Here is a 25402-nt window from a genome sequence, read left to right as displayed (position 1 = left end):
TGATAATCAACTGGAGCTAGCAGCACTAGTAATATCGAGCCTTCTTGAACACCATGACCAATCAGAAAGGATGCAGCTCTGACGCCTGAGGCGGTTGGCCTGATGGTTCGCATGCAAGCACAGCTGCGATGCGATACAGCTTCTCGACGGTATGTTTACCTCGCCACGCTCGATCCGGCCTACATAGCTGCGGTCGATATTGCAGACCAGCGCCAGTGCATCCTGAGAAATTTGGCAGGCTTTTCTCCCCGTTCGGAGTGTCTCCCTAACGCTTTCGCCAACTTATCCATGACCGTCTCAATTCTGCTGAGGCGGCACTATCCTGCGTTTGCGGACATACGAGCCACTGACTATAGTCCGCATTTTTGGATGTTCGCTGCTTTGGTGACTCATTGAAATCAGGCTCGATCGGCTTTGACAGCCGTCTGTATTAACTGCTTCGTGAGTAAACGCTTACATGAGTCACGACTCGTGAACTGCGGGATCCTCACGCCAAGCGTTTGGATGGCCTAGGTTTTGGTATCATCGACGTGCGCCGCTACCCTATATTTTTCGCGAAGGGTCGAAATGGTACTCTAGCCCGGAGCGGTGAATGGTCGATTCTCGTAGTTTTAAAGAATCTGAGAACTGCTCCGGAAGCCTGGCTCGTAGAAAGTCTTGGGGTTTAGGGCTTGGTGTTTTAGTGGCTGCTTGTCCCTTTTTCATTATCCACTCCTAGATAATCAATGGCATCCCACGACTACGCTCAGCGTCCTGGCTTTGCGTAATACGGGGCGATGTGGTCGTGAAGGTGCAGCTCAATGTGCCACGGGACGTCCGCATAGTAATGGCGAGCGGTCGATTTTGACGTCAGCCATTGGTCTTAATGGCTGGTGATTTGCTCAAGCTCGGACGCCGTTTGTGCGGACCGCCAAAAATTGCAGCTGAAGTTATTCAGGCCTCCGCCGTGGCTGCTCGGTCTAACCGTGAACATCTCAGGTACAGCACCGCCATCGCCACCTTTGCGAAAAAACTCTCTCAGGGAGAATAGAGCCTGCATCTTCAGACGCTCCCATTCTTCGTGCAGGCGACTTTCCAGAGCCCTCGCGACCTGGGCAGCGCTGGGCTTACGTCAGGACGATAGCTGGGCATAGTCGGGCAGAGGCGAGAAATCGTAGGCGAAGGTCAGTTGCCCATATTTCCAGTCAGCAGAATGAGACGCTCGCCAGCGGAATGGCACCCGCACTGAGAGCCGCTTGCTGAGATGGTATGGCGGGAGGATCTGATCATCGATGAAAAAAGCTCCCCCTCTTGGCGCTCAACTTCGAGCCGCCCTTCATTTCCTGCACGGCGTGGACGAGGTCACTGCCGGCACGTAGCGCATCCTGCCGAGTGCGTTCGCGTTTAGCATGGGCTTTGGCCTGGCTGTACTCAGCGATCGTTTGTTCGAACCGCTGGAGCTTGGTAGCCACGTAAGGTCCACAGCTATTGAGACCAAGGCGATGCACGGGGCCTACACACTCTTTTTCTAAGCACTTTCGCACCGCTGCCCGAAGCGGGGTCTCATCAACCTCGCTGATCGCAGACTGCTGATCACTGGGCAAGTTAATGTACGTCATAACCAAAACCATCTTGTTTGATAACCTTGGCTACCGCCTGGTCTCCGCCCAGGGCCAGAGCAGGATGATATCCTATAGCATGGCGGCATGGGCTAGGCGAGGCTCTCTCCGGGACCAACCGCCATCTCAGAGCATGAAGATTTTCTCAAGGCCTTGATCTCGTCCTTTACCTTTTTTAACAGGGCATCTGCGTCGCCATCAAGGCCGACCTGCATAACGATTATCAATGTTGCTGGATTGACCCCAAGCCGTTCAGCGAACTCCTCCATTTTCTCAATGGTTGGACTGCGGATTCCACGCTCGACTGTGGAGACGAATGATTGACTCGCACCAAGCTGCTCCTGCGATATCTCTTTTCGTGATCGCACCTCTCTGAGTGCAGACCCAAACGCCAGTTTGCGTTCCATTTGCTTATCCACAAAAGGAACGATGGAGCCTTATCAGTGACGTAGGCACTATGCTGTATGCAGCATATATGGCAAAATTATGCTCCACTCCATATCAATCACTCCGTCACGCGTTCGCCTGCCGTTTTAGATGAGAGCAAAGCTAGTGCTTGTTTCAGACTCCCAAGAAGAAATCATCACGCTATTCGGGGATGGTGTAGCAATTGATCTACATTCTTGATCCTACAGAGCAGACGGTGTTCACAAGGTCGCATTGCGAATTAGAAGGCTTAGGCTTTTTGCTCACAATCACCTCTGCCCGAACGGGGGAAAGTGACCGCGCAGCGATGGTGAGCTGTGCGTATGAACTTCAGCACTATATGACTGCCGCACCCGACGTTGAGATCAGTCACGTGCAGATGCTATGCCCGCCAGCCCTGACTCGTTCCGACAAATGGAGCTTGGTGGAGCTTGACCAAATCACTTGTTATCAAGGCATCACAACCGAAGAAAGTGCCGTGGTGTATCGCACGGCGCAGGGCATTTACAAAATTGGGGCGCTCGACCTCCGGATGAAGAAAACATCGAAGGTATGGTTCTCGAAAAAGCGCTTGGCAAACCATCAACCACGGATCTCGGAGTCACATCGCGCGGTTGCAGGCCCTAGGATGTATGCGCCCCTCTATTTGAAGACATCATCTACATCAGATGTGAGTTTTAAGTGAGACCCAGCACCGTTTGATCCCCACGGCTCAGCCTCTGAGGACTTCTGATGTCAGATTTCGATTATGCAGCACGGGCCCTATCGAATGCTCGCGAGGTCGTAGTTTTCACGGGAGCAGGCATTTCGGTCGAGAGCGGCATTGCCACCTACCGTGACCCGTTGACCGGGATTTGGGCGCAGCATGACCCGCGGGATTTAGAAACGGCGAACGCTTTTCGCAAAAATCCACCGTTCGTGTGGGGATGGTATCTATGGCGACGGCAGCAGGTTACCAATGCCCCACCAAACGCTGCCCATCTTGCCGTCGGCCAATTAGCAGCCACAGGCCGAAAACTCTCTGTCATCACGCAGAACGTTGATAATTTGCATGAGCGAGCCGGCTCTGTCGATGTACTGCATCTGCACGGCAGCCTGTGTACGCCAAAGTGCTTTGCGTGCCATCGACCAGGAACACTGCCCGAGCATCAAATACCCATCCCATCCGAAGGAGCACTGATCGAGCCGCCGCGCTGTGGAAGGTGCAGTGGAAAACTAAGGCCCAACGTCGTTTGGTACGGCGAGGATTTGCCGTCAGACGTTTGGAAATCGGCGGTCGCATTGGTAAAAAACTGCGACGTGCTGATCTCCGTAGGCACATCCGGGATCGTCACTCCTGCGGCTGACATCCCGCGGCTTGCGTTGTCATCTGGCGCAACCGTCATTCACGTCAACACGGAGGATGTCAGTACCGCCGAGCCGAATGAGCTAATGCTCATCGGGAAAGCCACCGAGGTCCTGCCGAAGCTTATTGCCCTAGTCCCTCGAGCGGAGCAACCGCAGTGACCACACCCGACGAGCGGACACTTAGCGTAATTGAAACGGGCAGTTTCTTGGCGATGCTTTCGCGAGATAGATCATTACCCGACAACGTCCGGGATCAAGCCAAACAACTCCTCCGCCACTACCCCACTCCACAAGCCGTGAGACTGGCTGGACGATGCGAGGCGATCAGGCAGGATGAAATTTCGAGGCTTCCTGTAAGCCCTCAAACTCTGCATCCAGCATTGGCGACTTGGCCTCTTCTCGAACCATTTTTCTGTGATCCAACGGAGCGCGATACGCCGGAGCCCATTGCTCCACCGGCTTCGGTCTTTGTGCCCAAGTTGCAGCCCATCTCCGGCACAGAAGGAGTGCGCTTGGCGGTCGATCTTCAAATATTGGGGCACGCGCACTCGACAGGGGTTGGTTGCTTGAGTGTCGAGTATCGCTGCTTCACATCAGCCAGAGCGGCGGTTCTCTCACGCGCTACTGTGGTGCTGGGATCTCGAGCAAGGGCAAGCACCTGGTTTGAGAGTCGTATCCGAAGTCTGAATAGGCGAGAGCCCTGCACGCTGATGGGCGACCCCCACGAATTCAAAGAGGTCATGTACGTTTTGATGCGTATCGAATACGGCATGTACCAATGAGGTGTATCTCGCTTGGAACGATCTGAGCAGGTCGTGAGTATCGCCGAAGGGAGTAATTCAATGCCTACTAACAGAATCAAGGTCAGCCGATCCACACCGAGCGATGTCTTAGCACCTGAAGGACAAGGCACTATCCGGTTAACCATCGATCTTGATGGCCGATACTCCTCATCTGCAATGGAGGCATACCTTGACGCTATCGACATCCTGAACCGGGTCATACCTGCGCCAACACAGCCTTCATGTGAAGAAGAGGACGAACCTCCATCCCTCTCAGAGGGCACTGGGAATGCAAGATCGCTGTTGACACTGGCGAAGATGCTCTCCCAGACGCTGGATACAATCATCACCAGTGGCGACTGGCTTACCGTCCATGATCTGGCAGCACTCGCCGGTGCCGGGCCGCTGGAGTTCGGTCAGCGGCTGGCTCTATGGGAAGCGGACGGACGGATTTTCAGCTTCAACCACAAAGGGGTCCAGTTGTTCCCAAGCTACGCCCTTGACCCTGCCTGCTCGTATGAGCCAGTTGAGAGATTGAGTGAAATCATCACTGTCCTTGCCACTAAGAAGGATGGGTGGTCGATGGCTTGCTGGTTTGGATACACCAACAGCTATCTAGGAGGCAAGGCTCCTAAAACTTTGCTCAACTCAGAGCCCGATAAAGTCCTTGATGCGGCCCGCCATGCAGTCTTAGGGATCATTCACGGCTAGCGGAAGAGGTGTCTGAACCAAGATACGCATCTCTCCCACGAAGACTTCGGTTTTTCCAAATGAACAGGGCGACTTCAGATTGGCCGGGCTTCATTGAAGGCTATGTCAACAAATGACACTGGCACCTTATGTCACCGAGGATAGAGCTCCAGAGGAGCTCAAGAAGGCCGTTGCAGAGCTTATCGAGCTCGACGCTGCGCTGAACGCCAATATCCCCAGATCGCTACGCGCTCCAATGATCCATCTGCAACGTCAGGTGAATTCGTACTACAGCAACAAGATCGAGGGAAACCTGGCGTCGCCTGCCGATGTACTGCGTGCTCGGATGAGCCCAGCAGACGATGAAGCAGCGCGGGATTTACTGGAAATCAAACGTCACATCGAAGCTCAGGCTCGGCTCTCCGACGACCCGATCGATGCATCGGAAATCACCACCCGTGAATCGATCAGCCGCTTCCATCGTGAGCTTTACAGAGGGCTTTCCGAGAAACATCTGTACATCAAGGTCGACGCTTGCGGCGAAACCACACAACTGATACCTGGAGAAATTCGAATTCGGGGTGTGAGCGTAGGGCATCACATTCCGCCTTCGGCAGAACGGATCGGGTCTTTCCTGACCTGGTTTGAAAATGCTTATCGGCTGAATCGGCTACATGGTCTGGCACCGCTGATGGCTGCAGCGGGTGCGCACCATCGCCTTGCCTGGTTGCACCCATTTATCGATGGAAACGGAAGGACAGGCCGACTGTTCACTGATGAATATCTCAAAGCTGGCGGCCTAAAGAGCTACGGATTGTGGACGATGAATCGCGGATTTGGCCGTGATGTCGATGCTTATTACAGCGCCCTAAAAGCTGCCGACCATGTCCGGAAAGGCGATCTGGACGGGCGTGGCGAGCTTTCCGACAGCGGCTTGCTCAAATTCACCGAGTATTTCATCACGACGGCACTGGATCAGGTGCGCTTTGTCAGCGCGCTTCTAGAGCCTCGCACGCTTACCCGCCGTGTCGACCACTACTTTCAAATGCGTCATCAGTCCGCGCTTCCAACGGCAAGTGGGCTAGCGCTACCAATACTGCGTATCGAAGCTCTGTATGTCTACCGCAGTCTGCTTGAGCGCAGCTCGATGGGTTATCTAGAGATCCAAGCCAGGATGGGGCTCGGCGAATCCACAACACACGACTTGCTCAGCCAGATGAGCAGCGAGGGTCAGGTCGCCATAGACGAGCATGGGCGAGTTTCGATCAAGCTGCCTTGGCACTTTACCATGACCATATTCCCCGGTCTGTTTGACTCATCCCAACCGGCAGGATATGGATAAATCAGCGTTCTATCTAGGACACACTCACCATAAGTCAGACACGCCGCGAAATTTGCCGGCTGCAGGGAGAATAATTGTTTGCGAAAATTCCTCCGACACTGCAATCGCGCCATTGATCTGTTCCCTGCGGGTAACGGGTTGAGCAAATGCGGGCCCCTTTGCATCGATATCCATCGGCCCCATCAGCTTGATCAAATGGAGGAGCCCACGAGCTTTCTAATTTTTACCCTGCTTCTGGCAAGATTTTTTTAACCGAGCCAAGATTTTTTTAAAATAGGACCCAAGCACTCAGAAAAAATTAACGACAGTGGAAGCAACCACCATTTTTGGGGCTATCTGCTTATCGGCGAGACGGGGTATCACTGCGCACGAGGCTGAGGGTGGATCGATAATGCAAGCTGCGAAAAGCGGAACAGGGGGGCGTTATCATCTTTGATCATGGCCATTTCCATCGGTTGAATTGTTCGGCCCTACCTTACCCTGTTAACCTGACCAGCTCTGCAATCCAGGGCAGGCACTCAATCGAGTGCTTCATCAGCCTTGGTCCAATCATGAGCAGAAGTCGACGCAGGACTCCGGTTTGCGGCATCACCACAGCGGTCAGCGAACGTTTCGACAAGCAATCTTGGCACAGACGCTATCGTAAGGCTGTCCGTCAGCGACTCCTGGACGATCCCAATGCCGAACCTCCTCACCTGCGCGAATTCTTCAATCCCTGGTGCATGCGAAAGGATGGCAAGCGCTATTACGGGGCGAATCGGCTGGGGGAAAAGTTTCTGAGAAAATAACGCCTTTAGCGGTTTAGCTTACCGGTGAACCTACCGAACCACGCAGTCAGTATTCGGGAGCATGAGTACCATGAAAACGTCATTTAAGGTTGTCATTGAGGATTGGAATGGAGATGGTGCGATTCGCATCCCTGACGAGGCTCTCCAAGAGTTTGGACTGGACGTAGGCGACTCGGTTTATCTTCTCGAAGAGCTCATCGGGAACACAAGGTGCCTGGTGCTTTCGAAGACACCCAAGTTACCCGATAGGATTGATGAACTGGTGGAAGCTTGGGACAGGAGAGATCCAGGGCTTGAATGAAGGCTACTTCGCGTGGAGTTCAGCAAACTAGTTTAGGGAGCACATCGACCGTGCCGCGTGCGATTGAACAAAGGGAGGCATCGGCATCCTAGTGTCTGCCGATGGCTCCTTTCTGGGATACTGCGTTCCAGACGATCAATTACAACCGACGCGCCTTGTTCTCAAAGCCGGAAGCCTTTCGACCCTGCAGTGATTGGTGATGAGATCAAGCCCGAGTATTACTGAAATTCGTCCCTAACCAGACGCGTACGCGGTTCGACAGCGCCTTGTCCTATGTGCGCGCTGTCGAACTGAAACCGTCGTTGGCAGATGATGCGAATGACGATTTAGCTACCAGATGCGGGACGAGATACTGCCTGACGATCTGGGACGCCATAAATCAAAGGCTGCTTGGTCCCTTGAGCCGTGTTCGGCCGCTTATTCATTGTTAATCCTTCCGAGGTCATCACCAACTGAGAAGCGGCAGATCGACCGAGTTCACGCCAAGCCCAGTTGCACCTGCAGTAGTAAGGTGGGGGAAAAGTTGATATTGCTCTTTCGCTGTATCGGTATAGGATTGGTGCGCATGATAAACTACCAATACAAGAAACCGGGTACTCCGCGATTTCGCATTTTTTAGCATTCAGTGCCCTATGCACCGCTGCCTGGTCCCAAGCCAATTTTACAAGTCAGATATGCATTTCTGGTAACTGGCCGGATTGGACTTTGTTCGGAAGGGACACGATCCGACCTTTAATCACTGGATTATTCCATGCGCTGACATTGTAAGCACGTTTTGGCTCAGTAGGCTTACCATGGCGCTCGGCATAGCGTTGCGCGCACAACGTTGCGAACTAATCCAGCATATCGAACTCTAGATCGTAACCCGCTCTGTTGAGCACCTCACGATCCCAGCAAAGCCCCTCGAATCGCCCCTCCATGTCTGCCTCGGCATCGACGAGGATATTATCGCGCACCCCGCGACGTACCAGACTGATCAGCCCGAGATTGTCAGATCCACCGCCATCGCTCGGCCGGATAGCTCCGACATCGTCTCCAAACTTATGCTCATCAACAGTTACGCCCCACCGAGCCGCAGGGACCGCAGTGCTTATCCACTGTAACTGACGCCAATGGCTAGTCCCAAACCCTGAAAATCGGCGGCTGCAGAAGCACGAACCGAGGCTGGAATCTCGGGTAAAATGTCGAGATATTTTGAGGTGGATAGGTAGCCCGAAACTTAAGAGCCATAGCTTAAGGGTGTAAGCTCAAAGATGCTCTTCTCATCTGGGTCCATCTGTTTGGGTAGTACGGTGGTATTAATAATCCAAAGAGGCAACGGCTGCGAGGTGTGTCGCAGTTTATTATCTAACTCTCGGATCTTCGCCCAGGTGTGTTCGCCCGGCTTGATGTATAGTCCTCCAAATATGTCTTGTTCGGCATTCGCATAGCGCACTTCTTCCTTGGAATTCTGAACTCTAGGCGAAGGTGTGATGGCCCAAGTCCGTGAGATTCCCTCTTCGTAGCGCTTTCCTAGATATCCGTCTGGTACGAAAGGGAAGCGCAAGATTTCCAAGAATGATGCGATGAAAACCGGTATGGCACTAGCGGGTCGATAGCTGCCCTAAGCTCTCCGCCTTAGACCCGCTCAACTTGAAGACGGGCCTCAGAGGCGAAAGTGCGACTCACCCTCTCGCGCGATCTAGGATGTGGTGCAGCGCAACCCACGGATGCTTGGCGTGCTCATCGATAGCCTCGCATGTGGGTGCATGTGAAAACAGACTTTCACAATCCTCCAGCGCCTGGCTTTCAAGACAGCAAGTACATACCGCTCGTCCAGCGACGATCATCCATCCGGCACTCCATTTCTCAATCTCTCGCTCACTGTCCATATCCCGACTCCTTCCGTGCTTTGACGAGCTGACGATACATTCGCTTCCGCCGCTTTGATACGCTCGGAACCATGCCCTCATCTGGGGGAAATCCTGCTGATGTGATTGCCGACTACACTGCTGGAGTGGTGCGTTGATGGGCGTCTGCAATCGGCCAGAAGCGGCCACAGGCCCGTTTCACGCGTTTTGACTAAGCGACCGAGCACGATGCAGCGCCCTCTTGCCACCTTTCTTCCAAAGAGATGGCGATAGATCGTATTGAGCATTGCCACATATCAACCTCGCTCTGAGTTGCTCAGAACGACTTAAGCTCACCTACCCAGCATGCAAAACGGCCCCGTTCAAGAACGGTCTCTGCAACACAGTGGAGACACAGTTGAGTTGCTTACGACAAGGGCAGGCATGGCATACGATTTATCCAAGCCTCGGATCATGGGCAGCTAGTCAATTCGAAAAGGGCTCTGGCGAGCGGTGAACGCGCCGATTGCCGCAGCCAAATCAGTCCCACCTCTCGCGAAGGGCACGGACCCGGAAGCCTCCAGCGCTTAGTGCGGGTGTCAGGCGGACCCATCACCGGCCAGTCTGGAAGAATCGACACGCCAAACCCTTCCGCGACCAACTGAGCAATGTGCTCGATACCGTCCAACTCGAAAAGTACCTTTGGCTGAATATTGTGGCTGCGCAAGTAATCATCGGCCATCCGGCCAGCGACCACGTTTCTGTCGTACTGGATGAAGTGCTCCCTTGACGCCGTGTGCAGGGGGTCATGGACTTTCATTTCCGATGGAGTGAGCAGGATCAGCGGCTCCTCTCTGAGAGATTGCCAAGCGAATGTCTTGTCCAGTGGGAAGGAGGGATGGACTATGATGGCCGCATCCAGTTGCCCAGACATAACTCTTTGCAGAAGCGTTGCGGACGTCCCAGGTTCGATGAATATCTGCGTCGCAGGATAGGCACCCATCCATCGCCGAAGGATAGCGGGAAGCAACCCCATTAATGCGGTGGGCGTAGCGCCTAACAGCAACGGCCCTGCAGGTAATGCAGTATCGGACGCAGCGGAACGCAAATCTCTCACCCCTCGAAGGATATCTCGCGCCTGTTCGACGATTCGAGCACCTACGACTGTTGGCTTCACTGTTCGGCCAACACGCATGAGCAGTTCACAGCCAATATCGACTTCCAGCGCCTTCATTTGTTGAGTAATGGTTGTAGGCGCCAGATTCAGTCTGCGTGCAGCGCCGGCGATCGAGCCGCTTTCAACCACAGCGACGAAGCTATTGAGAAATTTTGTATCCATTCGACGTATCTTACGTTATCTGAACGCGGTAACTACGGGTTTTTTGGATTTCAAAGGGGAGGCACAGTGTCCGGACTGCACCCACCGAAGAGTCTGAGGAAACATTGTGGCGACCATCCAATCCGTCGAAGTCTGCGTTGCTCGCATCCCACTGGATAAAGTGACCTATCTTTCAAACCGTACCGTGGTCGATCGTCACTACGGCCTGGTCAAGATTCGCAGTACCGATGGCGTGGAAGGCATCGGGTTCTGCTATGTCGGGAATGCTGCTGGCGAGCTCTTTCGCGTGGCAGTGGAGCACTTGCTGGCACCGGTAATTCTTGGCCGGGAATCCCTGGCGGTCGAAGGTTTGTGGCAGGAAATGTACCAGGAAGCGCTGCTGCAGGGTCGCATGGGCACCGTCATGCGAGCCCTCAGCGCATTGGACATCGCACTTTGGGACCTGAATGCCCGAACGGTCAATCTGCCTTTGCACAAATATCTGGGGGCCGTTGACCTGGAAACCGTGCCTGCATACGCCAGTGGTGGGTATTACGTCGACGGCAAGACCGCAGGCGACCTTGGCGACGAGATGGCGAGTTATGTAGATCAGGGGTTCAAGGCCGTCAAAATGAAAACGGGTCGCTGGAACCCGGCAGGTGAAGAGTCACGAGTAAAGGCTGCTCGCGAAGCGATTGGCCCCAACGTTGAACTGATGCTCGACTGCAATAATGGATGGATCGACACCGTTCAAGCGATGCAGTACCTGCAACGCTTCGAGCAGTATGACCCTTATTTCATCGAAGAGCCCTTCAGTCCGGACGACATCGAAAGTCATGCTCGCCTGGCAAAACTAACCCGAATCCCTGTAGCAACGGCCGAAATTGGTTACGGTCGCTGGTACCACAAACAACTGTTGGACATGGGGGGTGCCTCCATTCTTCAAACTGACGCTGCGGTGTGCGGTGGCATTACTGAATGGCGCCGAATCGCGGCAATGGCCTCAGGCTATGCCATCCAAATGTGCCCGCACTGGTTCCATGATGTACACGCTCCGTTGGTAGCCGCTACCCAGAATGCTCGATACGTCGAATTTTTCTGGGACGACCAAGTGCTGAACTTCCGGCGATTGCTGGATCGTCAGATGACGCAAAAGGACGGACGCGTCGTGCTTCACCAATCGCCGGGGTTAGGCTTCAATTTCGACGAATCCCAAGTTGCCAAATATGGCCGCTGGACCACGGTTTCCCGATAAGCGCCGATACTACGAGCACATTATGTCCTTACCAAACGTACTCCAGGTCGGCGAATTTCCTACTGCTCAACAACAGGTCATTGACCGAGAGCTAAATCGATATTCGGTAGAGGATCTGCAGCGAAATCCGGCTCTGTCCGAAAACATAGTGGCAGTCTTGACGCGTAGCAGTTACCAACTCCCTGTTGAGTTAATCGGACTGCCAAAACTTCGGATAATTTCGACGTCGGGAGTGGGTTTTGACGGCATCCCTCTCGAAGCGGCGCGCGACGCCGGCGTGGTAGTGACCAATACACCTGGTGTCTTGGACGCGGCCGTGTGTGAACTTGCAATTGGGCTACTGTTATCGCTTTTACGGCGTATACCGACCGCTGACCGATTCGTCAGAAGCGGAACATGGGAAACCCAAAACTTCCCATTGACGCTAAGTCTGGCAGGGAAAAAAGCAGGCATTGTAGGGCTCGGCCGTATTGGCCAAGGCATAGCGCGCCGTTTAGCTGCATTCGATGTAGATATTGCCTACTGTGGAGAACAGATCAGCAATTCGCCCTACACCTTCATGGATAATCTACAGAGGCTCGCGACGTTCGCTGACATTCTCATATTAAGCTGCCCGGGAGGTGAAGATACTCGTCATCTCATCGATAGTGCGGTGCTTTCTTGCCTAGGCAGCAATGGCATGTTGATTAATGTTTCACGAGGCACTGTTGTATGTGAGGCTGACCTAATTGATGCATTGGAAAGTCATACCATACGAGGCGCCGCGCTGGATGTTTTCGAGAAAGAGCCACTTCTCGGTTCCAAGCTAGCCGCGATGGACAATGTGGTTCTTACCCCGCATGTGGGCTCTGCGACTGAAGAAACCAGACATGCCATGCTCCGCCTTGCGTTGGATAACATCCATAGGGTGCTCGCCGGTCAAGATCCACTGACCCCAGTAAAGTAACTTCAAACTCCGGCTTAGTAATCAATCACTCCTCACCCGTAAAGAGGCTACCACTTATAACTACTATTTACTCTGCATGATTAACTGTTCCAACGGCATCCCACAACGTCCATAAGAGAAATGCCCATGACCATCGGATTTAGAGTTCTCAAAGCACAACGCAAAATCGCTGCAGACTGGGTCGCGCGATACCGCGAGATTCCGGTCGCCAATGTCAGCGACTCCATGAACCGGATGACCGCTGGCGGTTCACGGTTGCGTCCCATGCACCGCAAAGGTGTGCTCGCCGGCCCTGCGCTAACAGTCAAGACGCGCCCGGGCGACAACCTCATGCTGCACTATGCCTTGAACATAGCCGAGCCAGGCGACGTCATCGTGGTAGATGCCGGCGGGGATCTGACGAATGCCCAACTCGGCGAGATAATGGCGGCCTATGCGGTCAAGCGCGGTGTCGCCGGTATTATTGTCAATGGAGCCATTCGCGATGTCGCCAGCATTGCTGCAGGAGACTTCCCACTATTTGCCGCCGGCGTTTCGCACCGAGGCCCTTACAGGGATGGCCCCGGCGAGATCAACGTGCCCATCGCTATCGACGGCATGGTTATTGAGCCGGGAGACTTGGTGATGGGTGATGAGGACGGCGTGCTGTGCGTTCCATTCGATCAAGTGGCTGAAGTCTATGACCGCGCAGCCGCCAAGCATGCCGCCGAAGAAAAGCAGATGAGGCAGATCGCTGAAGGTACAAACGATCGCAGTTGGGTATTGGCTGCTCTCAGGCAAAAGGGCTGCGCATTACCCTAGTGTCGCTCCGTGAGTAAATAGGCAGCTACGCGCTGCCCTTTACTCGGCCCGCTCTGTTTTAGATCGCCCGAACCGAGGCATGCCGTTGGACTGGAGTCGGTATATCGTAAGCGTCTGCGCAACACCCCTTGTTCGTTAAATGCCAGAAAATGTGCGTATGCAACCAGATCAATCGCCGAGCGCCTTAAAAAACCATCATGGTGGGTTAGCTCCCAAAGCTTTAGTGCTAAGCAAGCGTACACCTAAGCCGAAGAAAATCGCCCCAGTAGTGCGCTTCAAGGCCACAACCCAGCGGGCAGCGCTGAGGCGTTTGCTAAATCGGTAAGCTGTATAGCAGTAAACCGAGTGGACGATAACGACAATAGCTGCCACGGTTAAGTACATTATTATGAACTGCCAAATAATGGGCTGACCATGATCAAGAAACTGCGGTAAAAAAGCACAAAGAAAAATCAGCGTTTTTGGATTACTGACCGATACCAGAAAAGCTTCTGTACCAATTTTCCAGTTCGATGATGATGGGTCGACTTTTACTTCACCCTTCGGCTGGATAGCAGGTATGCGGGTGAATAGTTGGCGTAACCCGAGATACATCAGGTACCCAGCTCCTACGATCTTTAAAAGCAGAAATGCGGTAGGGATAGCAACGAGAAGGGCACCTACCCCTAAAGCCACGCCGCTGGTCACTACCAACTGCGCAATGAGGTTGCCGAGGAGTGTCACAGCCATGGCTGGAGGGCCATAGCGCAGAGCATTGCGCACTACCAACAGTACGTTTGGGCCAGGAGATAGGGTAGTCGCCAAGTATGCTAAGGCGAAAGTGATCCAAAGGTGCAGTGCCAAAGAACAGTCCTTTTATGAGCGAAGCTGCCAAACTGCTAGCAGCACCCAGATGGGTGCTTGCACGGTTAAGATCTCATAGCTCATAAACCTCTAGCAAGCTACGCCTCCGGCCGCATATCGAGATTTGAACTACCCTTACCGTAGACACTTCGACTGACCGCTTTGGGTCGATAGCGGCCGGCCGTGGATGACCGCTTTCGACCCATAGCAGCCCCCTCGCGACAGGCAGCAATCGGCAAGAAGCAGACGCGAGCCTTGTAGGTTTTGAGGGTGTCCATGAAACTCGACGACCTCAAAGGCTTCAATACCAAGCGGGTGAAAATGCAAAAGAGGCCCGGAGGCCTCTTTTTTTTAGTGCACTGTGGCGCCCGTATCCCGGCGCAATTCACTTCACAGGCGGCATGTCAATCTCAGTGTCATTGATGCGGTTAAACGTGTTGGTAAAGATGGTCAGCGCGATCGTCAGCGAGATTTCCGCCAGTTGCGCATCGTTGTAACCCGCCTGGCGGATCGCAGCAACATCGACATCGCTCAGGGTGCCACTGGTTTTCTGCAACTTCAGTACGAAGCTGACCAGGGCATCGCGCTTGCTGTCCCCTGTTGAGGCGCCTTGGCGGATCTGGGTCAGGACCTGGGATGGCAGGCCGGTCATCTTGCCCAGCATGACATGGGCCGCAACGCAGTAGCCACAGCCGGTCAACTCGCTGACCAACAACTTGATGGTTTCCAGGTCCTGTTTGCTCAGGCTGCCGTTGGCGAGCACACCCTCGGCGTTGAGCACAGCCGACAATGTATTCGGCACCAGATGACCTAATGCGGCGAACAGATTCGGCACGGTACCGCCGGCGATTTTCCGGACTTCGGCATAGACGTCAGCGGTGGCGCCGGTGGCAGTTGCAACAGCGGGGATTGCGATGCGGCTCATGGTGAAACTCCTGCTCTGTGGGTTAGATGGCTCCACTTTATCCAGCCCCAATGAGCTTGTAGAGACTAAAATTGCTCACTATAGTGCTCATAAGTATCAAGTACGGACATTGCCATGACCACTTCTTCTCGCCAGCAGGACTGGCTCAGCCGACTGCTGGAGATGATTACCGTCAAAGGACGCCTGGAACTGCGGTGCGCATACGGGGCGCCTTGGCAGGTCGTGTATGAAGACTCGGAACCGGGAGAGATGCCCTATCACGTGGTGATCCGCGGGTCGGCCATTCTCGAAACGCCGGGCCTTGGCGCGCCACGACGATTACAGGCCGGTGACGTGCTGCTGATGCTGCACGGCTCTCAACACCTATTGCATGACGGCAGCGGCATCAGCCCGCCCCAGGCGAGCTACCGTGATGAGCTCAATCTGGTGGTCAGTGAAAACACCGGCGGCGGTGAGCCCCTGGAGATGCTCTGCGGCCGCTTCGTGATCCGGCCGCCCCATGACCGCTTCATCAGGGACTATTTGCCGGGCCGCTTGATCGTCCGCACGGCCAGCCAGCCCTCTGACACCCAGACGCACACGCAACTGACTCATCTGCTGGCCGTGATGCGGCAAGAGTCGCTGGTCGCAAGCCTCGGCGGCAATGCCATGCTGGATGCCTTGTCTACCGCGCTGTTCACCATGACCCTGCGCCTGGCCAGCGAATCGGCGGACACGCCGGAGGGTCTGCTGGCGATGGCAGGCCACCCAAGACTGGCACCCGCACTAACCGCGATCTTCAATGACCCGGCCCGGGCCTGGACGCTGCCGGAGCTGGCGGATCTGTGCAACATGTCCCGGGCGACCCTGATTCGCCATTTCCAGGACAAGGTGGGCAAGTCTGCGAACGCCATCCTCACCGACGTGCGCATGACCATGGCGGCCAATGAACTCACCTCAACTACGCTACCTACCGAGGCAATTGCCGAAACCGTCGGCTATCAATCCGTCGCCGCGTTTCGGCGTGCGTTCACCCAACGCATGGGCATGACCCCGGGCGACATTCGCAGGTCCAGACACCTGGGCGCGACTCCATGAAAGGACCATGAACGCAAAAGCCAGGTGCCACACCGCTTCGGTGGCACCTGGCTTGTCAGGCAGGATGTGCACTCAACCTCAGACGGATTTCGCCTCTCCGCCGTCGATTCGCAACGCCGATCCGGTCATCCACTTCGCAGGCAGCGACACCAGAAACGCCAGCAGGTCGGCAATCTCTTCAGGCTCGCCAAATCTTGAAATCCCGGCATTCTGCGGAAACCTGATCGTCGCTTCGTCAACACTCATGCCATTGGCAGGTGCCCATTTCTCCAGAAAGGAACGGCGGCGCCCCGTCATCACCGGCCCCGGTAACACACTGTTGACCTGGACGCCCTCCTGAATGCCGCGATCAGCGAACGCCTTGGCCAGCGCCACAATGGCAGCGTTGATGGTCGCGACCGCTGCATAGCCGGCTTTTGGCGTATCCGCCGAGTTGCCGGACATCAGTACCACCGAACCTCCTGATGCCTTGAGCGCAGGCCACGCCGCCAGCGTCATCCGCCGTGCGCCGTGCAACTTGAGCTCGGCACCGTCGTGCCACTGCTCGTCGGTCATCTCGAACAGATCGATCTGAGGCACAGCCCCGGCGATGTTCAACAGGGCGTCAATCCTGCCAAACCGGGCCAGCGTCTGCTCAACCACTTCCGAGGGCACACCCGGTGCGGAAATATCGGCGTCCAGCACCAGCGCTTGCGCGCCGATCGCCTCGACCTGCCGGGCCGTGTCCTGCAGGTTCTCGCGGTTTCTCGCCACCAGAACCAGTGCCTCAAAATCCTTGGCCAGGCGTAGGGCTGTGGCGCGACCGATCCCCTGACTTGCACCCGTGATAATAGCTACAGACTTCACCATCGCAATTTCCTCATTCAACGCATGTGGGTTGGGAGATCAATCGACAACCACGACCATTTTGCCGGCCGCTTCGTTGGCCTCCATGACGCGGTGAGCCTCATGGATTTCCTCGAATTTGAAGACTCGCGTCGGTTTGACGTCGAGCCTGCCGGCGGCTGCTTCCTGGGCAATGGCCTGCAGCGGCACATCGGCCAGCGGGAAGCCCTCGGTGCCGAATACGAAGCTTCCAAAGAAGGTCAGATAGACGCCACTGGACATCTGCAACAGCGGATTGAAATCGGCGATGGGCTCAAGCCCGCCCAACCAGCCTGCCAGGCACACGCGCCCGCCCCGGCGAACGATCGCCAGCGAATCGATCACCGTGCTGTTGCCCACCAGATCGAGTACTGCATCGAAGGTTTTCGCGCCCTTGATCCGGGCGGACAGCTGCGGCCCTTCCAGTTCCACTGCCACGGCGCCGAGGTCCTTGAGCATCTGCGTGCGTTTCTCGCTGCGAGTCGTGGCAACCACGCGCGCCCCTGCGTTCACCGCCAGTTTCACTGCGGCCTGGCCGAATGATGAGGTCGCACCTCGAATGAGGACGGTCTGACCCTTCTCGATCTCCAGATTGCGGAAAAGACATGTCCACGCCGTGGCGTAGGTTTCCGGGATCGCCGCCAGTTCGGTCCACGGCAGATCGGCGTCGATCAAGGCCACGTTGGAAACCGGTGCACGGGTGTATTGCGCATAGCTGCCGTTAATGGTGCGGCCCAGCCCTCCCATCAAGGCGGCCACCTTCGCCCCGACCGGGAATTCGCCACCGGGACATGACTTCACAATTCCCACGCACTCGATGCCGCTGACCGGTGCCGCTTCCGCCCATTCACCCCGGCGCATGTGCATCTCGGCGTGATTGATGCCGAATGCCTTGATCTGAATGACGACGTGTCCTTCCTTGGCGGTGGGCTCCGGGATGTCTTGATAAACCAGGCTGTCCAGACCGCCGAATTTCTCTAGAACGATCGCTTTCATAAGATTCTCCTGTAGAGGCCGTTTAGGCACCTGATCCGATTGGCTAGGTAGACGTCGCGTGAGAGGGAGGCCGACTGGGGTCGGAACGCGCGCCCGCCTAGTAACCTCTCTACCGCCTGCTTGGAGGTTAGTAACGACCTAGTAACTTGTCAAACACATTTTGAATGGTTACTCTTTTTCAACATTTCGAGAGATCGCGAGCATTCGATGAGCACCCATTTGCACGGTCCGGCGATGTTCATCGCGGACGCCCCGGCGCTGGATTTCCTCAATTCCATTGCTACCCCGGTGGACGAGGTCGTTGACTGGATTGCCGATGGGCAGGGACTGCTCGACTGGCTGCGCCAGGCAGGCTGGGTCAGCGAGCACACCCTGCAGCGGATAGCCCAGGAGGCCATGCCCGGTGAGCTGGAGATGGTCGCCGGCCAAACCAGGGCGTTGCGCGACTGGTTCAGGGATTTCGTTTTGACGCACCGGGGTCAGCCACTGTCGCCCCAGGTCCTGGAGGAACTCGCTGCGCTCAACCGCCTACTGGCCAGGGACGAAGGCTTTGCCCAGATAACCGTCACCGATACGGACGCCTCGAAGCTGACCCTTGCGCCGCGCAGACGCTGGAAAACCCCGGATTCATTGCTGCTGCCTATCGCTGAGCAATTGGCGACATTCATCTGCGACGAGGACTTTTCCGAGGTCAAAAGCTGTGAGGGTGCCAGTTGTACCCTGATGTTCGTCGACCACACCCGCGGCAAGAAACGTCGGTGGTGCAGCATGGCCGTGTGCGGCAACCGCGCCAAGGCGGCGGCGCACCGCGAGCGCAAGAAGTCCGACGCGGTGTGATGGGCAGTCATCAGGCGCAGATCCCGAGCGGTGAAAACAGAAGAGAAGAAATAACCAATTAGAATACATTTGACAGGTTACTCAAGCTATGCGAATTTCCGATACGCAGCTGTATCTGCCTATCCCCGCACACGCCAAGAGGATCACGTCATGAATACTGCAAATGCTTCAACGCCGGTGATCAACCACGCCTTCGCAGACGCTGACGGCGTCAAGGTGTTCTATCGAGAAGCCGGCGACCGCACCCTGCCCACCCTGCTCATGCTTCACGGTTTTCCAAGCTCGTCCCATCAGTTCCGCCAGTTGATCCCCCTGCTCGCCCCGCACTTCCATGTGATCGCTCCTGACTTTCCTGGCTTCGGCTTCACTGAAGTGCCAGAGGCCAGAAACTACGTCTACAGCTTCGACGGGCTGGCCAGGACCCTGGCTGACTTCGTCGATGCCCTGGGACTCAAGAGTTACGCAATGTATGTCTTCGACTACGGAGCACCGACCGGGCTGAGGCTCGCGCTCAAGCATCCGGAGCGTGTCACCGGGCTGGTCAGCCAGAACGGCAATGCGTATCTGGAGGGGCTGGGTGATGCCTGGGCGCCGATCCGGGCCTACTGGACTGAACCCACCGCGGCCAATCGGCAGGTAATCGCCGATGCAGTGCTGAATCTGGAAGGCACGCGCTGGCAGTACGTGCATGGGGTCAGCCAGCCCGAACTCATCGCGCCGGAAGGCTACACACTGGATGCGCTTTTGATGGAACGCCCCGGGAACAAGGACATACAGCTGGACCTGTTTCTGGATTACGCCAACAACCTGAAGTTGTACCCGGCGTTTCAGGCATTCTTTCGTGCGCACAAGATCCCGACCCTGGCCATTTGGGGCAAGCACGACCCGTTCTTCATTCCCCCGGGCGCCGAGGCCTTCAAACGGGATAACCCGCAGGCCGTGGTCGAGCTTCTGGACACCGGCCACTTCGCACTCGAAACCCATGCCGCGCACATCGCCGCGCGCATTATCGAAGTGATCCGCTGACTGCTGTAAAGCCGCCGTTCATGAGTCGCTGCCATGGACAGCCCACTCGCCCCCTTCAACATCCCGAGCCCGTTTCCGTCAGGTGGAGTCCTAGCGCTACTTTCTGATGTTTTGATACTTTTGAGCATCTTTTAGGTATATAAAGGGCTTAGGGGTGTTGCCGCGACGACCTACCATAGCGTTGTTGACGAATACTTAACACTCGATGGAGTTTCCGATGTCACGTACCTACACCCCGTTCCTGGCGCCTGCCACTCAGGCTGCGGCCCACGCTGCCTTAGGGAGGACTCAAGCATGAATTATCTTGTCAGCGTCATCGGGCGCTCGAGCCTCATGAAACGCGATCTGGACTACCACCTGCTGCGCGCCGCGATGGTGGTCATCTTCGTCTGGTTTGGCTATGACAAATGGTTCGTTGCCGAGATCACCGACCTGCTGCCGCTGATCACCAACGGTCCGCTGATTTCATGGACCATTCCGGTGCTGGGCGTCAAAGGCACCAGTGTCTTCTTGGGCACTGCCGAATGGACATTTGGCCTGCTGATCTTCCTGGGCTTCTGGAACAGGAAGCTTGGCATACTGGGCGCCCTCGGCTCCTGCGCCACCTTCATCGGAACCGTCACTATCATGCCGTTCGCACCCGGAGCCTGGCATGAAGGCGCCGGCGGTTTTCCTGCAATGACGATCGTTTCGGCCTTTCTACTGAAGGATCTGGTATTGCTCACCGTCTCGGTCTATCTGCTCAGGCAGGATGTCGCTCGGCAGCTGAAGGTGGCTGAGCACACAGTCTGAGCCACCCGCAGATATCCAGGATTTCAAGCAGCGCTCTGAAGCCGCGCGGTCACTAAGGCTTCGAGCATCTGCAAGAAATCTTTGAACCCGGCGGGCATATAGCGCTGGACAGGGTGACGACCGAGGGCACAAGCGGTGGTCACCCCTGACTCCCCGCAGTGCCTTGCAGCGGACACTGTTCTTGCAGGGCTGGATGCCTGGGTTCTAGGACGCGTTGTCGAGGCCAAGGGCGAGCTGGCGATGTAAGTAGAGTGGCAGCTCTTGAGGTTGGCTTTTGATGGTCCGCTTTGGGTCGGGAAGCTGCCTCTGGCGACAGACCGTTAGGGTCCCAACTCAATGTACGCGCTACGCAGGCGTGCATCATGTGTCTATGAACATCGGGCTCGATTAATATCGATCTTAACCATTGTCAGACAAGGGCAATGAGCCCCTGCTGTATTCACCTATCGTCATCTCAAAAATACGAGCTATCAACCGAGCGAGTGAAGGAAGTTGACCCATCCGGGTTCTTGGGTATAACAAACATTCAAGCGAAACCACGGTGTTTCAGGCATGCCGCTACGAAACACCTTACCGGGCGCAAGGACGATGCCCGATGCCGCGGCTCGTCTCCACAGTTCATCAGAACTAGGGAACGCCGCGTGCCGTGCCCAGACGAACTTACCCCCCAGCGGCCTGCAGAACAGCTCAAAGCCCAAGCTTTCCAATTGCGATTCGCTGGCGGCCCTGTGCTCTTCCAAACGGCTGCGCAGCCTCTCGATCGCGCGGCGATAATGGCCCTCCGTCAGGGCATGGAATACCAAGCGTTCATTGAGCTGACTGCTGGTGATTCCAGTGATCATTTTCAGGCTACACAGGTCGTGTATCACTTTTTCGGAAGCGGCAATGAAGCCTACACGCGCAGCCGCCGACAGCGTTTTCGAAAAACTGCCGACGTAGATCACTCGCTGCAACTGATCCAGCGCAGCAATACGGGTTGTCGGCACATTGAGGAAGTCGGCGTACGCATCATTTTCCACGATCAGAAAATCGTACTGTTCGGCCAGGCGCAGTAATCGATATGCGTGTCCAGGCGCCAACGTCGAGCCCGTCGGCGTATGCAGCACCGACTGGGTGAACATGACTTTGGGTCGATACTCGTGAGCCAACGCTTCGAGCTGTTCAAGATCGGGCCCCTCCGCGGTACGCGTTACAGGTAGCGCATCAATGCCCTGCAGTTGCAGGTTGCTGAAGAGATTGAAATAGCCCGGGTCGTCCACCATGACCGCGTCACCTGGTCGCGCTACATAACGCAATATCAAATCGACCGCTTGAGTCGCACCGTCGGTCAGTAGCAATTGGGACGCGGGCGTATGGATGCCCATATCGCCTAACCGCGATTGCAGCAGGTCACGCAGAGGCACATAGCCGTAGGGGTCGCCGTATTGCATGAGGTCTGTGTCGAGGCGCGTTGCCGCCGATTTCAGGCTGACCCTGAGAATCTCGCTGTCCAGCCAAGCACTGGGCAAACGTCCTGAGCTGACATTGAGCAGACCGTTGTCGCTGGCCAGATGCGCACGTAATTGCCATAGATGATCAAACGCCTTGGCAAACGACGGTTGCATGGGCACCCGAGACGAACTGCGCCGGGGGCGTTTCACGAAGAAGCCACTGCGCGGTCGCGATTCGAGATGCCCCAGCGCCACGAGTCGCTCATAAGCTTCGGTCACGGTGTGGGCGCTGACCTTATGTTGTTGAGCGAAGACGCGGATAGACGTCATACGCACGCCCGGACGCAGTACACCTTGGTCGATCAGGCGTCCTAGCCCTTCGACGATCTGCTCGACGAGCGTCATTTTCAGCTCACCTGATAACCGGATTAACGCCATCACCATTCCTGTTCTGTACTGGTGCTGCGCCAATACAGCGGCAGCAAATATCTGAGGGTCTGTACCTCGCGACGACCGTGGAGTCGAGCCTAGCATGGGCTTGCAAATCATCGCTGCCCTTCATGCATCACGTCGTCGGTCTGTCTTGCGACCATGACAGCGCTGCGGGTAGTTTGACCCTGGCCATCAGCGGAATGACCCATGGCACCTACACAACAACACCCCACCGAACACACGCTTGCGCTTCTCAAGCAATTGATCGCCTTCAACACGGTAAGTCGGGACTCAAATTTAGGACTCATCGAATGGGCCCGTGATTACCTGCAGCGCCTCGGATGTAAGGTGCGGCTCACCTACGATCCCTCTGGCAAAAAAGCCAACCTGTTCGCCACCTATGGCGATGCGCCCGGCTTTGGAACCGTGTTCTCCGGTCACACAGACGTGGTTCCGGTAGACGGTCAGACGTGGTCAACGGATCCGTTTGCTGCGACCTTGCAAGGTGATCGAATTTACGGGCGCGGTACCTGCGACATGAAGGGATTTATCGCGGTTTGTCTTTCAAGACTGGCCCGGTTATCCAATGCAAATCTCCAACGCCCTATTCATGTCGCGCTGTCCTACGACGAAGAACTCGGCTGTCTAGGTGTAGGAGGACTACTGGACGACCTCAAGGCCCATGGCATTGCACCTACTGCATGCATCGTCGGTGAGCCGACGTCGATGCAGCCTGTCATGGCTCACAAAGGTAAGCGCGCCTACCGCTGCTGCGTACAAGGTGCCTCGGCCCATTCTTCATCACCGTTGCAGGGCATCAACGCTGTGGATTTCGCTGCCGAGTTGATCGCCAAGTTGCGGGAAATGGCAACACGAATGCGCGCCTCCAGCACATGGGACACTGCATTCGATGTCCCCTACTCCACGCTCGCGACGACCCTTATCAAAGGTGGAAATGCGGTCAATACAGTGCCGGAACATTGCGAGTTCGTTTTCGAGCACCGATTCCTGCCAGGCGATCAACCGCAGTCTGTCATTGATGAACTCAACACCTATGTAGCGCATGTACTGGCGCCGCAGATGCAGGCTGGCAATGCGCGCGGCCATGTGCGTTTTGAAACCCTGGCCTCGTACCCGGGCCTAGCGGGTACCGAGCAAGACGAGCCAGTTGCGATGGCGATACGGATTCTTGGGGCTGAAGGCGCGCGCAAGGTGGGTTTCGGCACGGAAGCGGGCTTGTTCGCGGCCGCAGGCATACCCGCCGTTGTGTGTGGTCCGGGTGATATCGCCCAGGCACATAAGCCCGACGAGTTCGTGACCCTCGACCAACTCGGTCGCTGCGAACAATTCTTCGATCGCTACGTTGCCGCAACGACCTTGGAGGAAGAACCATGTCATTGAACAGACAACTGGCCGCCTGGTGCGCCGACAGGTCGCTTCTTTTTTCCGAATCCGCCGTCCACGCTGCGCATGTGGCTATCACCGATGTCATGGGTTGCCTGCTGGGCGGGAGACGAGAAGCTGCGGTCATCAATGCTGGACGCGCATTACCCACCGAGGCCGGGGGCGCCAGCGCCGTAACTCACCGCGAGCCGATTGCTGCTGCGTGGGCGGCGATGATCAATGGTTGCGCAGCTCATGCACTTGATTTCGATGACAATTTCTTTCCTGCAGTGACCCATGCCAGCGCTTCACTTGTACCCGCGCTGATGGCCTTGGGAGAAGAGATAGACGCTACCCCCGCCGCCATCGTCCAAGCCTATATCGTCGGACTTGAAGTGCAGGCGCAGATCGGCAAACAGGTCAATCCATCGCACTACGCGACGGGGTGGCACGCGACGTCGACCATCGGCACATTGGGCGTTGCGGCAGCCAGTGCCAGACTCCTAGAGCTGAATGAACAGGGCATGCTGCACACGTTGAGTGTGGCCACCAGTCTGGCCGGTGGTAGCAAGCTGCAATTCGGTTCGATGGTCAAACCCTTGCATGCAGGCTTCGCGGCCCTGCACGGCATCATGGCCGCACGGCTCGCCGCCGCTGGAATCACGGGCACCGAAGATACACTTCAGGGCGCCTGGTCGTTCTCTGATCTGTACGCCGGCAATGGCCAAACGGCGCATCCGCCTGTGGCCCTGTTTCCCCACGCACCGCTGGCCATAGAGACCTACGGCCTAGTCGCGAAGCTGTATCCGTCGTGCATGTCCAGCCACCTCGGTATCGATGCGCTACTCGCCCTGCGTGACCACGACGGATTCGATGCAACGCGGCTGGAGAGGGTCGACGTCCACCTCCCTTCGTTCATGGTGGCCAATCTGCGCTATACGCAGCCGCTCACACCGACCGAAGCACGCTTCAGCATGAATTACTGTGCCGCCGTCACCTTGCTCGATGGCCCTCCGAAGCCGGCGCATTTCACCGAAGCGGCGCTGGTGCGAGAGGACTTTCAGCGCCTGATGCCACGTGTGTTTCGCCATGTGCGCCCGCAGAGTCCGGAAGCCGCAGGACTGCCTTGGGGGGGAGACTGCGTTGCCAGCGTTACGCTTGATGACGGGCGGGTCCTTCAAACCCAGTGGACGTATCCGAAAGGTTGCCCTGACAACCCCCTCACGATCGAAGAGCAGTGGCACAAGTTCAGTACCTGTGCAGACGGCAATAGCAGCGGCCAGCCGGTACGCCCGCTATTCGATGCGCTGAGCAACTTTTCTCATCAGTCGAGCATCGGCGCCATCGCCGCCAGTTTGCGACTGCAGTCCTGAG

23 protein-coding genes and 1 pseudogene are annotated in these 25402 nt (G+C 56.2%); 15 read left to right on the top strand and 9 right to left on the bottom strand.

Features of this window, described 5'->3' with window-relative positions; all coding sequences use genetic code 11:
• Positions 1-61: 61 nt before the first annotated feature.
• The 3 genes and pseudogenes from QRN36_RS11930 to QRN36_RS11920 all read right to left on the bottom strand — a co-directional run bounded on the left by QRN36_RS11930 (position 62) and on the right by QRN36_RS11920 (position 2005).
• A pseudogene (locus tag QRN36_RS11930) lies at positions 62-290 on the bottom strand (helix-turn-helix domain-containing protein).
• Positions 291-1265: 975 nt separating this feature from the next.
• Positions 1266-1451, bottom strand: a complete 186-nt coding sequence (locus QRN36_RS11925; RefSeq protein ID WP_285424264.1) for a hypothetical protein — start codon at positions 1449-1451, stop codon at positions 1266-1268.
• A 239-nt stretch (positions 1452-1690) separates the two neighbouring features.
• Positions 1691-2005, bottom strand: coding sequence for a helix-turn-helix domain-containing protein (locus QRN36_RS11920; RefSeq protein WP_285424263.1), 315 nt, complete (start codon positions 2003-2005; stop codon positions 1691-1693).
• A gap of 326 nt (positions 2006-2331) precedes the next feature.
• On the opposite strand from QRN36_RS11920, the gene QRN36_RS11915 reads away from it, so the two are divergent.
• From QRN36_RS11915 to QRN36_RS11890, 6 genes are all read left to right on the top strand, one after another.
• A complete protein-coding gene (locus QRN36_RS11915) occupies positions 2332-2709 on the top strand; it encodes a hypothetical protein (RefSeq protein WP_373568740.1) in 378 nt (125 codons plus the stop codon).
• 47 nt (positions 2710-2756) lie between these two features.
• Positions 2757-3530, top strand: coding sequence for an NAD-dependent protein deacylase (locus QRN36_RS11910; protein ID WP_285424261.1), 774 nt, complete (start codon positions 2757-2759; stop codon positions 3528-3530).
• Positions 3527-4153: a BPSL0761 family protein gene (locus QRN36_RS11905; protein WP_285424260.1), complete on the top strand. Its 627-nt coding sequence runs from the start codon at positions 3527-3529 to the stop codon at positions 4151-4153. The genes QRN36_RS11910 and QRN36_RS11905 overlap by 4 nt, the downstream gene beginning before the upstream one ends.
• A 60-nt stretch (positions 4154-4213) precedes the next feature.
• On the top strand, positions 4214-4864 hold the full coding sequence (locus QRN36_RS11900) for a hypothetical protein (RefSeq protein ID WP_285424259.1): 651 nt from the start codon (positions 4214-4216) through the stop codon (positions 4862-4864).
• 112 nt (positions 4865-4976) lie between these two features.
• Positions 4977-6185, top strand: coding sequence for a Fic family protein (locus QRN36_RS11895; protein ID WP_285424257.1), 1209 nt, complete (start codon positions 4977-4979; stop codon positions 6183-6185).
• Positions 6186-7043: 858 nt separating this feature from the next.
• Positions 7044-7274, top strand: a complete 231-nt coding sequence (locus QRN36_RS11890; RefSeq protein ID WP_285424255.1) for an AbrB/MazE/SpoVT family DNA-binding domain-containing protein — start codon at positions 7044-7046, stop codon at positions 7272-7274.
• A 2301-nt stretch (positions 7275-9575) separates the two neighbouring features.
• Here the strand turns inward: QRN36_RS11890 and QRN36_RS11885 are convergent.
• Complete coding sequence (locus QRN36_RS11885; protein WP_285424254.1) at positions 9576-10442, bottom strand: LysR family transcriptional regulator; 867 nt, start codon at positions 10440-10442, stop codon at positions 9576-9578.
• A 106-nt stretch (positions 10443-10548) separates the two neighbouring features.
• Here QRN36_RS11885 and QRN36_RS11880 point away from each other — a divergent pair, with 106 nt between their 5' ends.
• From QRN36_RS11880 to QRN36_RS11870, 3 genes are all read left to right on the top strand, one after another.
• On the top strand, positions 10549-11676 hold the full coding sequence (locus tag QRN36_RS11880) for a mandelate racemase/muconate lactonizing enzyme family protein (protein ID WP_285424253.1): 1128 nt from the start codon (positions 10549-10551) through the stop codon (positions 11674-11676).
• A 22-nt stretch (positions 11677-11698) separates the two neighbouring features.
• Complete coding sequence (locus QRN36_RS11875) at positions 11699-12622, top strand: 2-hydroxyacid dehydrogenase (RefSeq protein WP_285424252.1); 924 nt, start codon at positions 11699-11701, stop codon at positions 12620-12622.
• Positions 12623-12748: 126 nt separating this feature from the next.
• The gene (locus QRN36_RS11870; protein WP_285424251.1) at positions 12749-13423 is read left to right on the top strand and encodes an RraA family protein; all 675 of its coding nucleotides are present in this window, start codon (positions 12749-12751) and stop codon (positions 13421-13423) included.
• Positions 13424-13618: 195 nt separating this feature from the next.
• Here QRN36_RS11870 and QRN36_RS11865 read toward each other — a convergent pair whose 3' ends face one another.
• Positions 13619-14227 (bottom strand): LysE family translocator, encoded by a 609-nt coding sequence (locus QRN36_RS11865; RefSeq protein ID WP_285424356.1) that lies wholly within the window; start codon positions 14225-14227, stop codon positions 13619-13621.
• A gap of 424 nt (positions 14228-14651) precedes the next feature.
• Positions 14652-15191, bottom strand: coding sequence for a carboxymuconolactone decarboxylase family protein (locus tag QRN36_RS11860; RefSeq protein ID WP_285424250.1), 540 nt, complete (start codon positions 15189-15191; stop codon positions 14652-14654).
• A 114-nt stretch (positions 15192-15305) separates the two neighbouring features.
• On the opposite strand from QRN36_RS11860, the gene QRN36_RS11855 reads away from it, so the two are divergent.
• Entirely contained in the window at positions 15306-16268 is a 963-nt protein-coding gene (locus tag QRN36_RS11855) for an AraC family transcriptional regulator (RefSeq protein ID WP_285424249.1), read from the top strand.
• A gap of 78 nt (positions 16269-16346) precedes the next feature.
• On the opposite strand, the gene QRN36_RS11850 is transcribed toward QRN36_RS11855, so the two are convergent.
• On the bottom strand, positions 16347-17117 hold the full coding sequence (locus QRN36_RS11850; RefSeq protein ID WP_285424248.1) for an SDR family oxidoreductase: 771 nt from the start codon (positions 17115-17117) through the stop codon (positions 16347-16349).
• A 36-nt stretch (positions 17118-17153) separates the two neighbouring features.
• A complete protein-coding gene (locus QRN36_RS11845; protein WP_285424247.1) occupies positions 17154-18128 on the bottom strand; it encodes a zinc-binding alcohol dehydrogenase family protein in 975 nt (324 codons plus the stop codon).
• Positions 18129-18335: 207 nt separating this feature from the next.
• Between QRN36_RS11845 and QRN36_RS11840 the strand changes: the two genes are divergently transcribed.
• The 3 genes from QRN36_RS11840 to QRN36_RS11830 all read left to right on the top strand — a co-directional run bounded on the left by QRN36_RS11840 (position 18336) and on the right by QRN36_RS11830 (position 20783).
• On the top strand, positions 18336-18965 hold the full coding sequence (locus tag QRN36_RS11840) for an ABATE domain-containing protein (protein ID WP_285424246.1): 630 nt from the start codon (positions 18336-18338) through the stop codon (positions 18963-18965).
• Between the two features lie 150 nt (positions 18966-19115).
• The gene (locus QRN36_RS11835; RefSeq protein ID WP_285424245.1) at positions 19116-19991 is read left to right on the top strand and encodes an alpha/beta fold hydrolase; all 876 of its coding nucleotides are present in this window, start codon (positions 19116-19118) and stop codon (positions 19989-19991) included.
• A gap of 333 nt (positions 19992-20324) precedes the next feature.
• A complete protein-coding gene (locus QRN36_RS11830; protein ID WP_285424244.1) occupies positions 20325-20783 on the top strand; it encodes a YkgB family protein in 459 nt (152 codons plus the stop codon).
• A gap of 470 nt (positions 20784-21253) precedes the next feature.
• Here the strand turns inward: QRN36_RS11830 and QRN36_RS11825 are convergent, their stop codons facing one another.
• A complete protein-coding gene (locus QRN36_RS11825) occupies positions 21254-22651 on the bottom strand; it encodes a PLP-dependent aminotransferase family protein (protein ID WP_285424243.1) in 1398 nt (465 codons plus the stop codon).
• 201 nt (positions 22652-22852) lie between these two features.
• On the opposite strand from QRN36_RS11825, the gene argE reads away from it, so the two are divergent.
• Both argE and QRN36_RS11815 read left to right on the top strand, forming a co-directional pair.
• Positions 22853-24046 carry an acetylornithine deacetylase gene (argE, locus tag QRN36_RS11820; RefSeq protein ID WP_285424242.1) on the top strand — a complete coding sequence of 398 codons (1194 nt, stop codon included), beginning with the start codon at positions 22853-22855 and terminating at the stop codon, positions 24044-24046.
• Positions 24037-25401 carry an MmgE/PrpD family protein gene (locus QRN36_RS11815; protein WP_285424241.1) on the top strand — a complete coding sequence of 455 codons (1365 nt, stop codon included), beginning with the start codon at positions 24037-24039 and terminating at the stop codon, positions 25399-25401. Before argE ends, QRN36_RS11815 begins: the two co-directional genes overlap by 10 nt.
• Position 25402: the final 1 nt, after the last annotated feature.

This window comes from Pseudomonas sp. efr-133-TYG-103a (assembly GCF_030209235.1).
GTDB lineage: Bacteria > Pseudomonadota > Gammaproteobacteria > Pseudomonadales > Pseudomonadaceae > Aquipseudomonas.
The sequence above is the reverse complement of the archived record's forward strand: the minus strand, read 5'-3'. Positions and strand labels throughout refer to the sequence as shown.

Bases quoted from the DNA above. Each gene is read 5' to 3' on its own strand.
- QRN36_RS11920 (WP_285424263.1), bottom strand. From the start codon at position 2,005: ATGGAACGCAAACTGGCGTTTGGGTCTGCACTCAGAGAGGTGCGATCA.
- QRN36_RS11915 (WP_373568740.1), top strand. From the start codon at position 2,332: ATGGTGAGCTGTGCGTATGAACTTCAGCACTATATGACTGCCGCACCC.
- QRN36_RS11910 (WP_285424261.1), top strand. From the start codon at position 2,757: ATGTCAGATTTCGATTATGCAGCACGGGCCCTATCGAATGCTCGCGAG.
- QRN36_RS11900 (WP_285424259.1), top strand. From the start codon at position 4,214: ATGCCTACTAACAGAATCAAGGTCAGCCGATCCACACCGAGCGATGTC.
- QRN36_RS11895 (WP_285424257.1), top strand. From the start codon at position 4,977: ATGACACTGGCACCTTATGTCACCGAGGATAGAGCTCCAGAGGAGCTC.
- QRN36_RS11890 (WP_285424255.1), top strand. From the start codon at position 7,044: ATGAAAACGTCATTTAAGGTTGTCATTGAGGATTGGAATGGAGATGGT.
- QRN36_RS11885 (WP_285424254.1), bottom strand. From the start codon at position 10,442: ATGGATACAAAATTTCTCAATAGCTTCGTCGCTGTGGTTGAAAGCGGC.
- QRN36_RS11875 (WP_285424252.1), top strand. From the start codon at position 11,699: ATGTCCTTACCAAACGTACTCCAGGTCGGCGAATTTCCTACTGCTCAA.
- QRN36_RS11870 (WP_285424251.1), top strand. From the start codon at position 12,749: ATGACCATCGGATTTAGAGTTCTCAAAGCACAACGCAAAATCGCTGCA.
- QRN36_RS11860 (WP_285424250.1), bottom strand. From the start codon at position 15,191: ATGAGCCGCATCGCAATCCCCGCTGTTGCAACTGCCACCGGCGCCACC.
- QRN36_RS11855 (WP_285424249.1), top strand. From the start codon at position 15,306: ATGACCACTTCTTCTCGCCAGCAGGACTGGCTCAGCCGACTGCTGGAG.
- QRN36_RS11850 (WP_285424248.1), bottom strand. From the start codon at position 17,117: ATGGTGAAGTCTGTAGCTATTATCACGGGTGCAAGTCAGGGGATCGGT.
- QRN36_RS11845 (WP_285424247.1), bottom strand. From the start codon at position 18,128: ATGAAAGCGATCGTTCTAGAGAAATTCGGCGGTCTGGACAGCCTGGTT.
- QRN36_RS11840 (WP_285424246.1), top strand. From the start codon at position 18,336: ATGAGCACCCATTTGCACGGTCCGGCGATGTTCATCGCGGACGCCCCG.
- QRN36_RS11835 (WP_285424245.1), top strand. From the start codon at position 19,116: ATGAATACTGCAAATGCTTCAACGCCGGTGATCAACCACGCCTTCGCA.
- QRN36_RS11830 (WP_285424244.1), top strand. From the start codon at position 20,325: ATGAAACGCGATCTGGACTACCACCTGCTGCGCGCCGCGATGGTGGTC.
- QRN36_RS11825 (WP_285424243.1), bottom strand. From the start codon at position 22,651: ATGGCGTTAATCCGGTTATCAGGTGAGCTGAAAATGACGCTCGTCGAG.
- argE (WP_285424242.1), top strand. From the start codon at position 22,853: ATGGCACCTACACAACAACACCCCACCGAACACACGCTTGCGCTTCTC.
- QRN36_RS11815 (WP_285424241.1), top strand. From the start codon at position 24,037: ATGTCATTGAACAGACAACTGGCCGCCTGGTGCGCCGACAGGTCGCTT.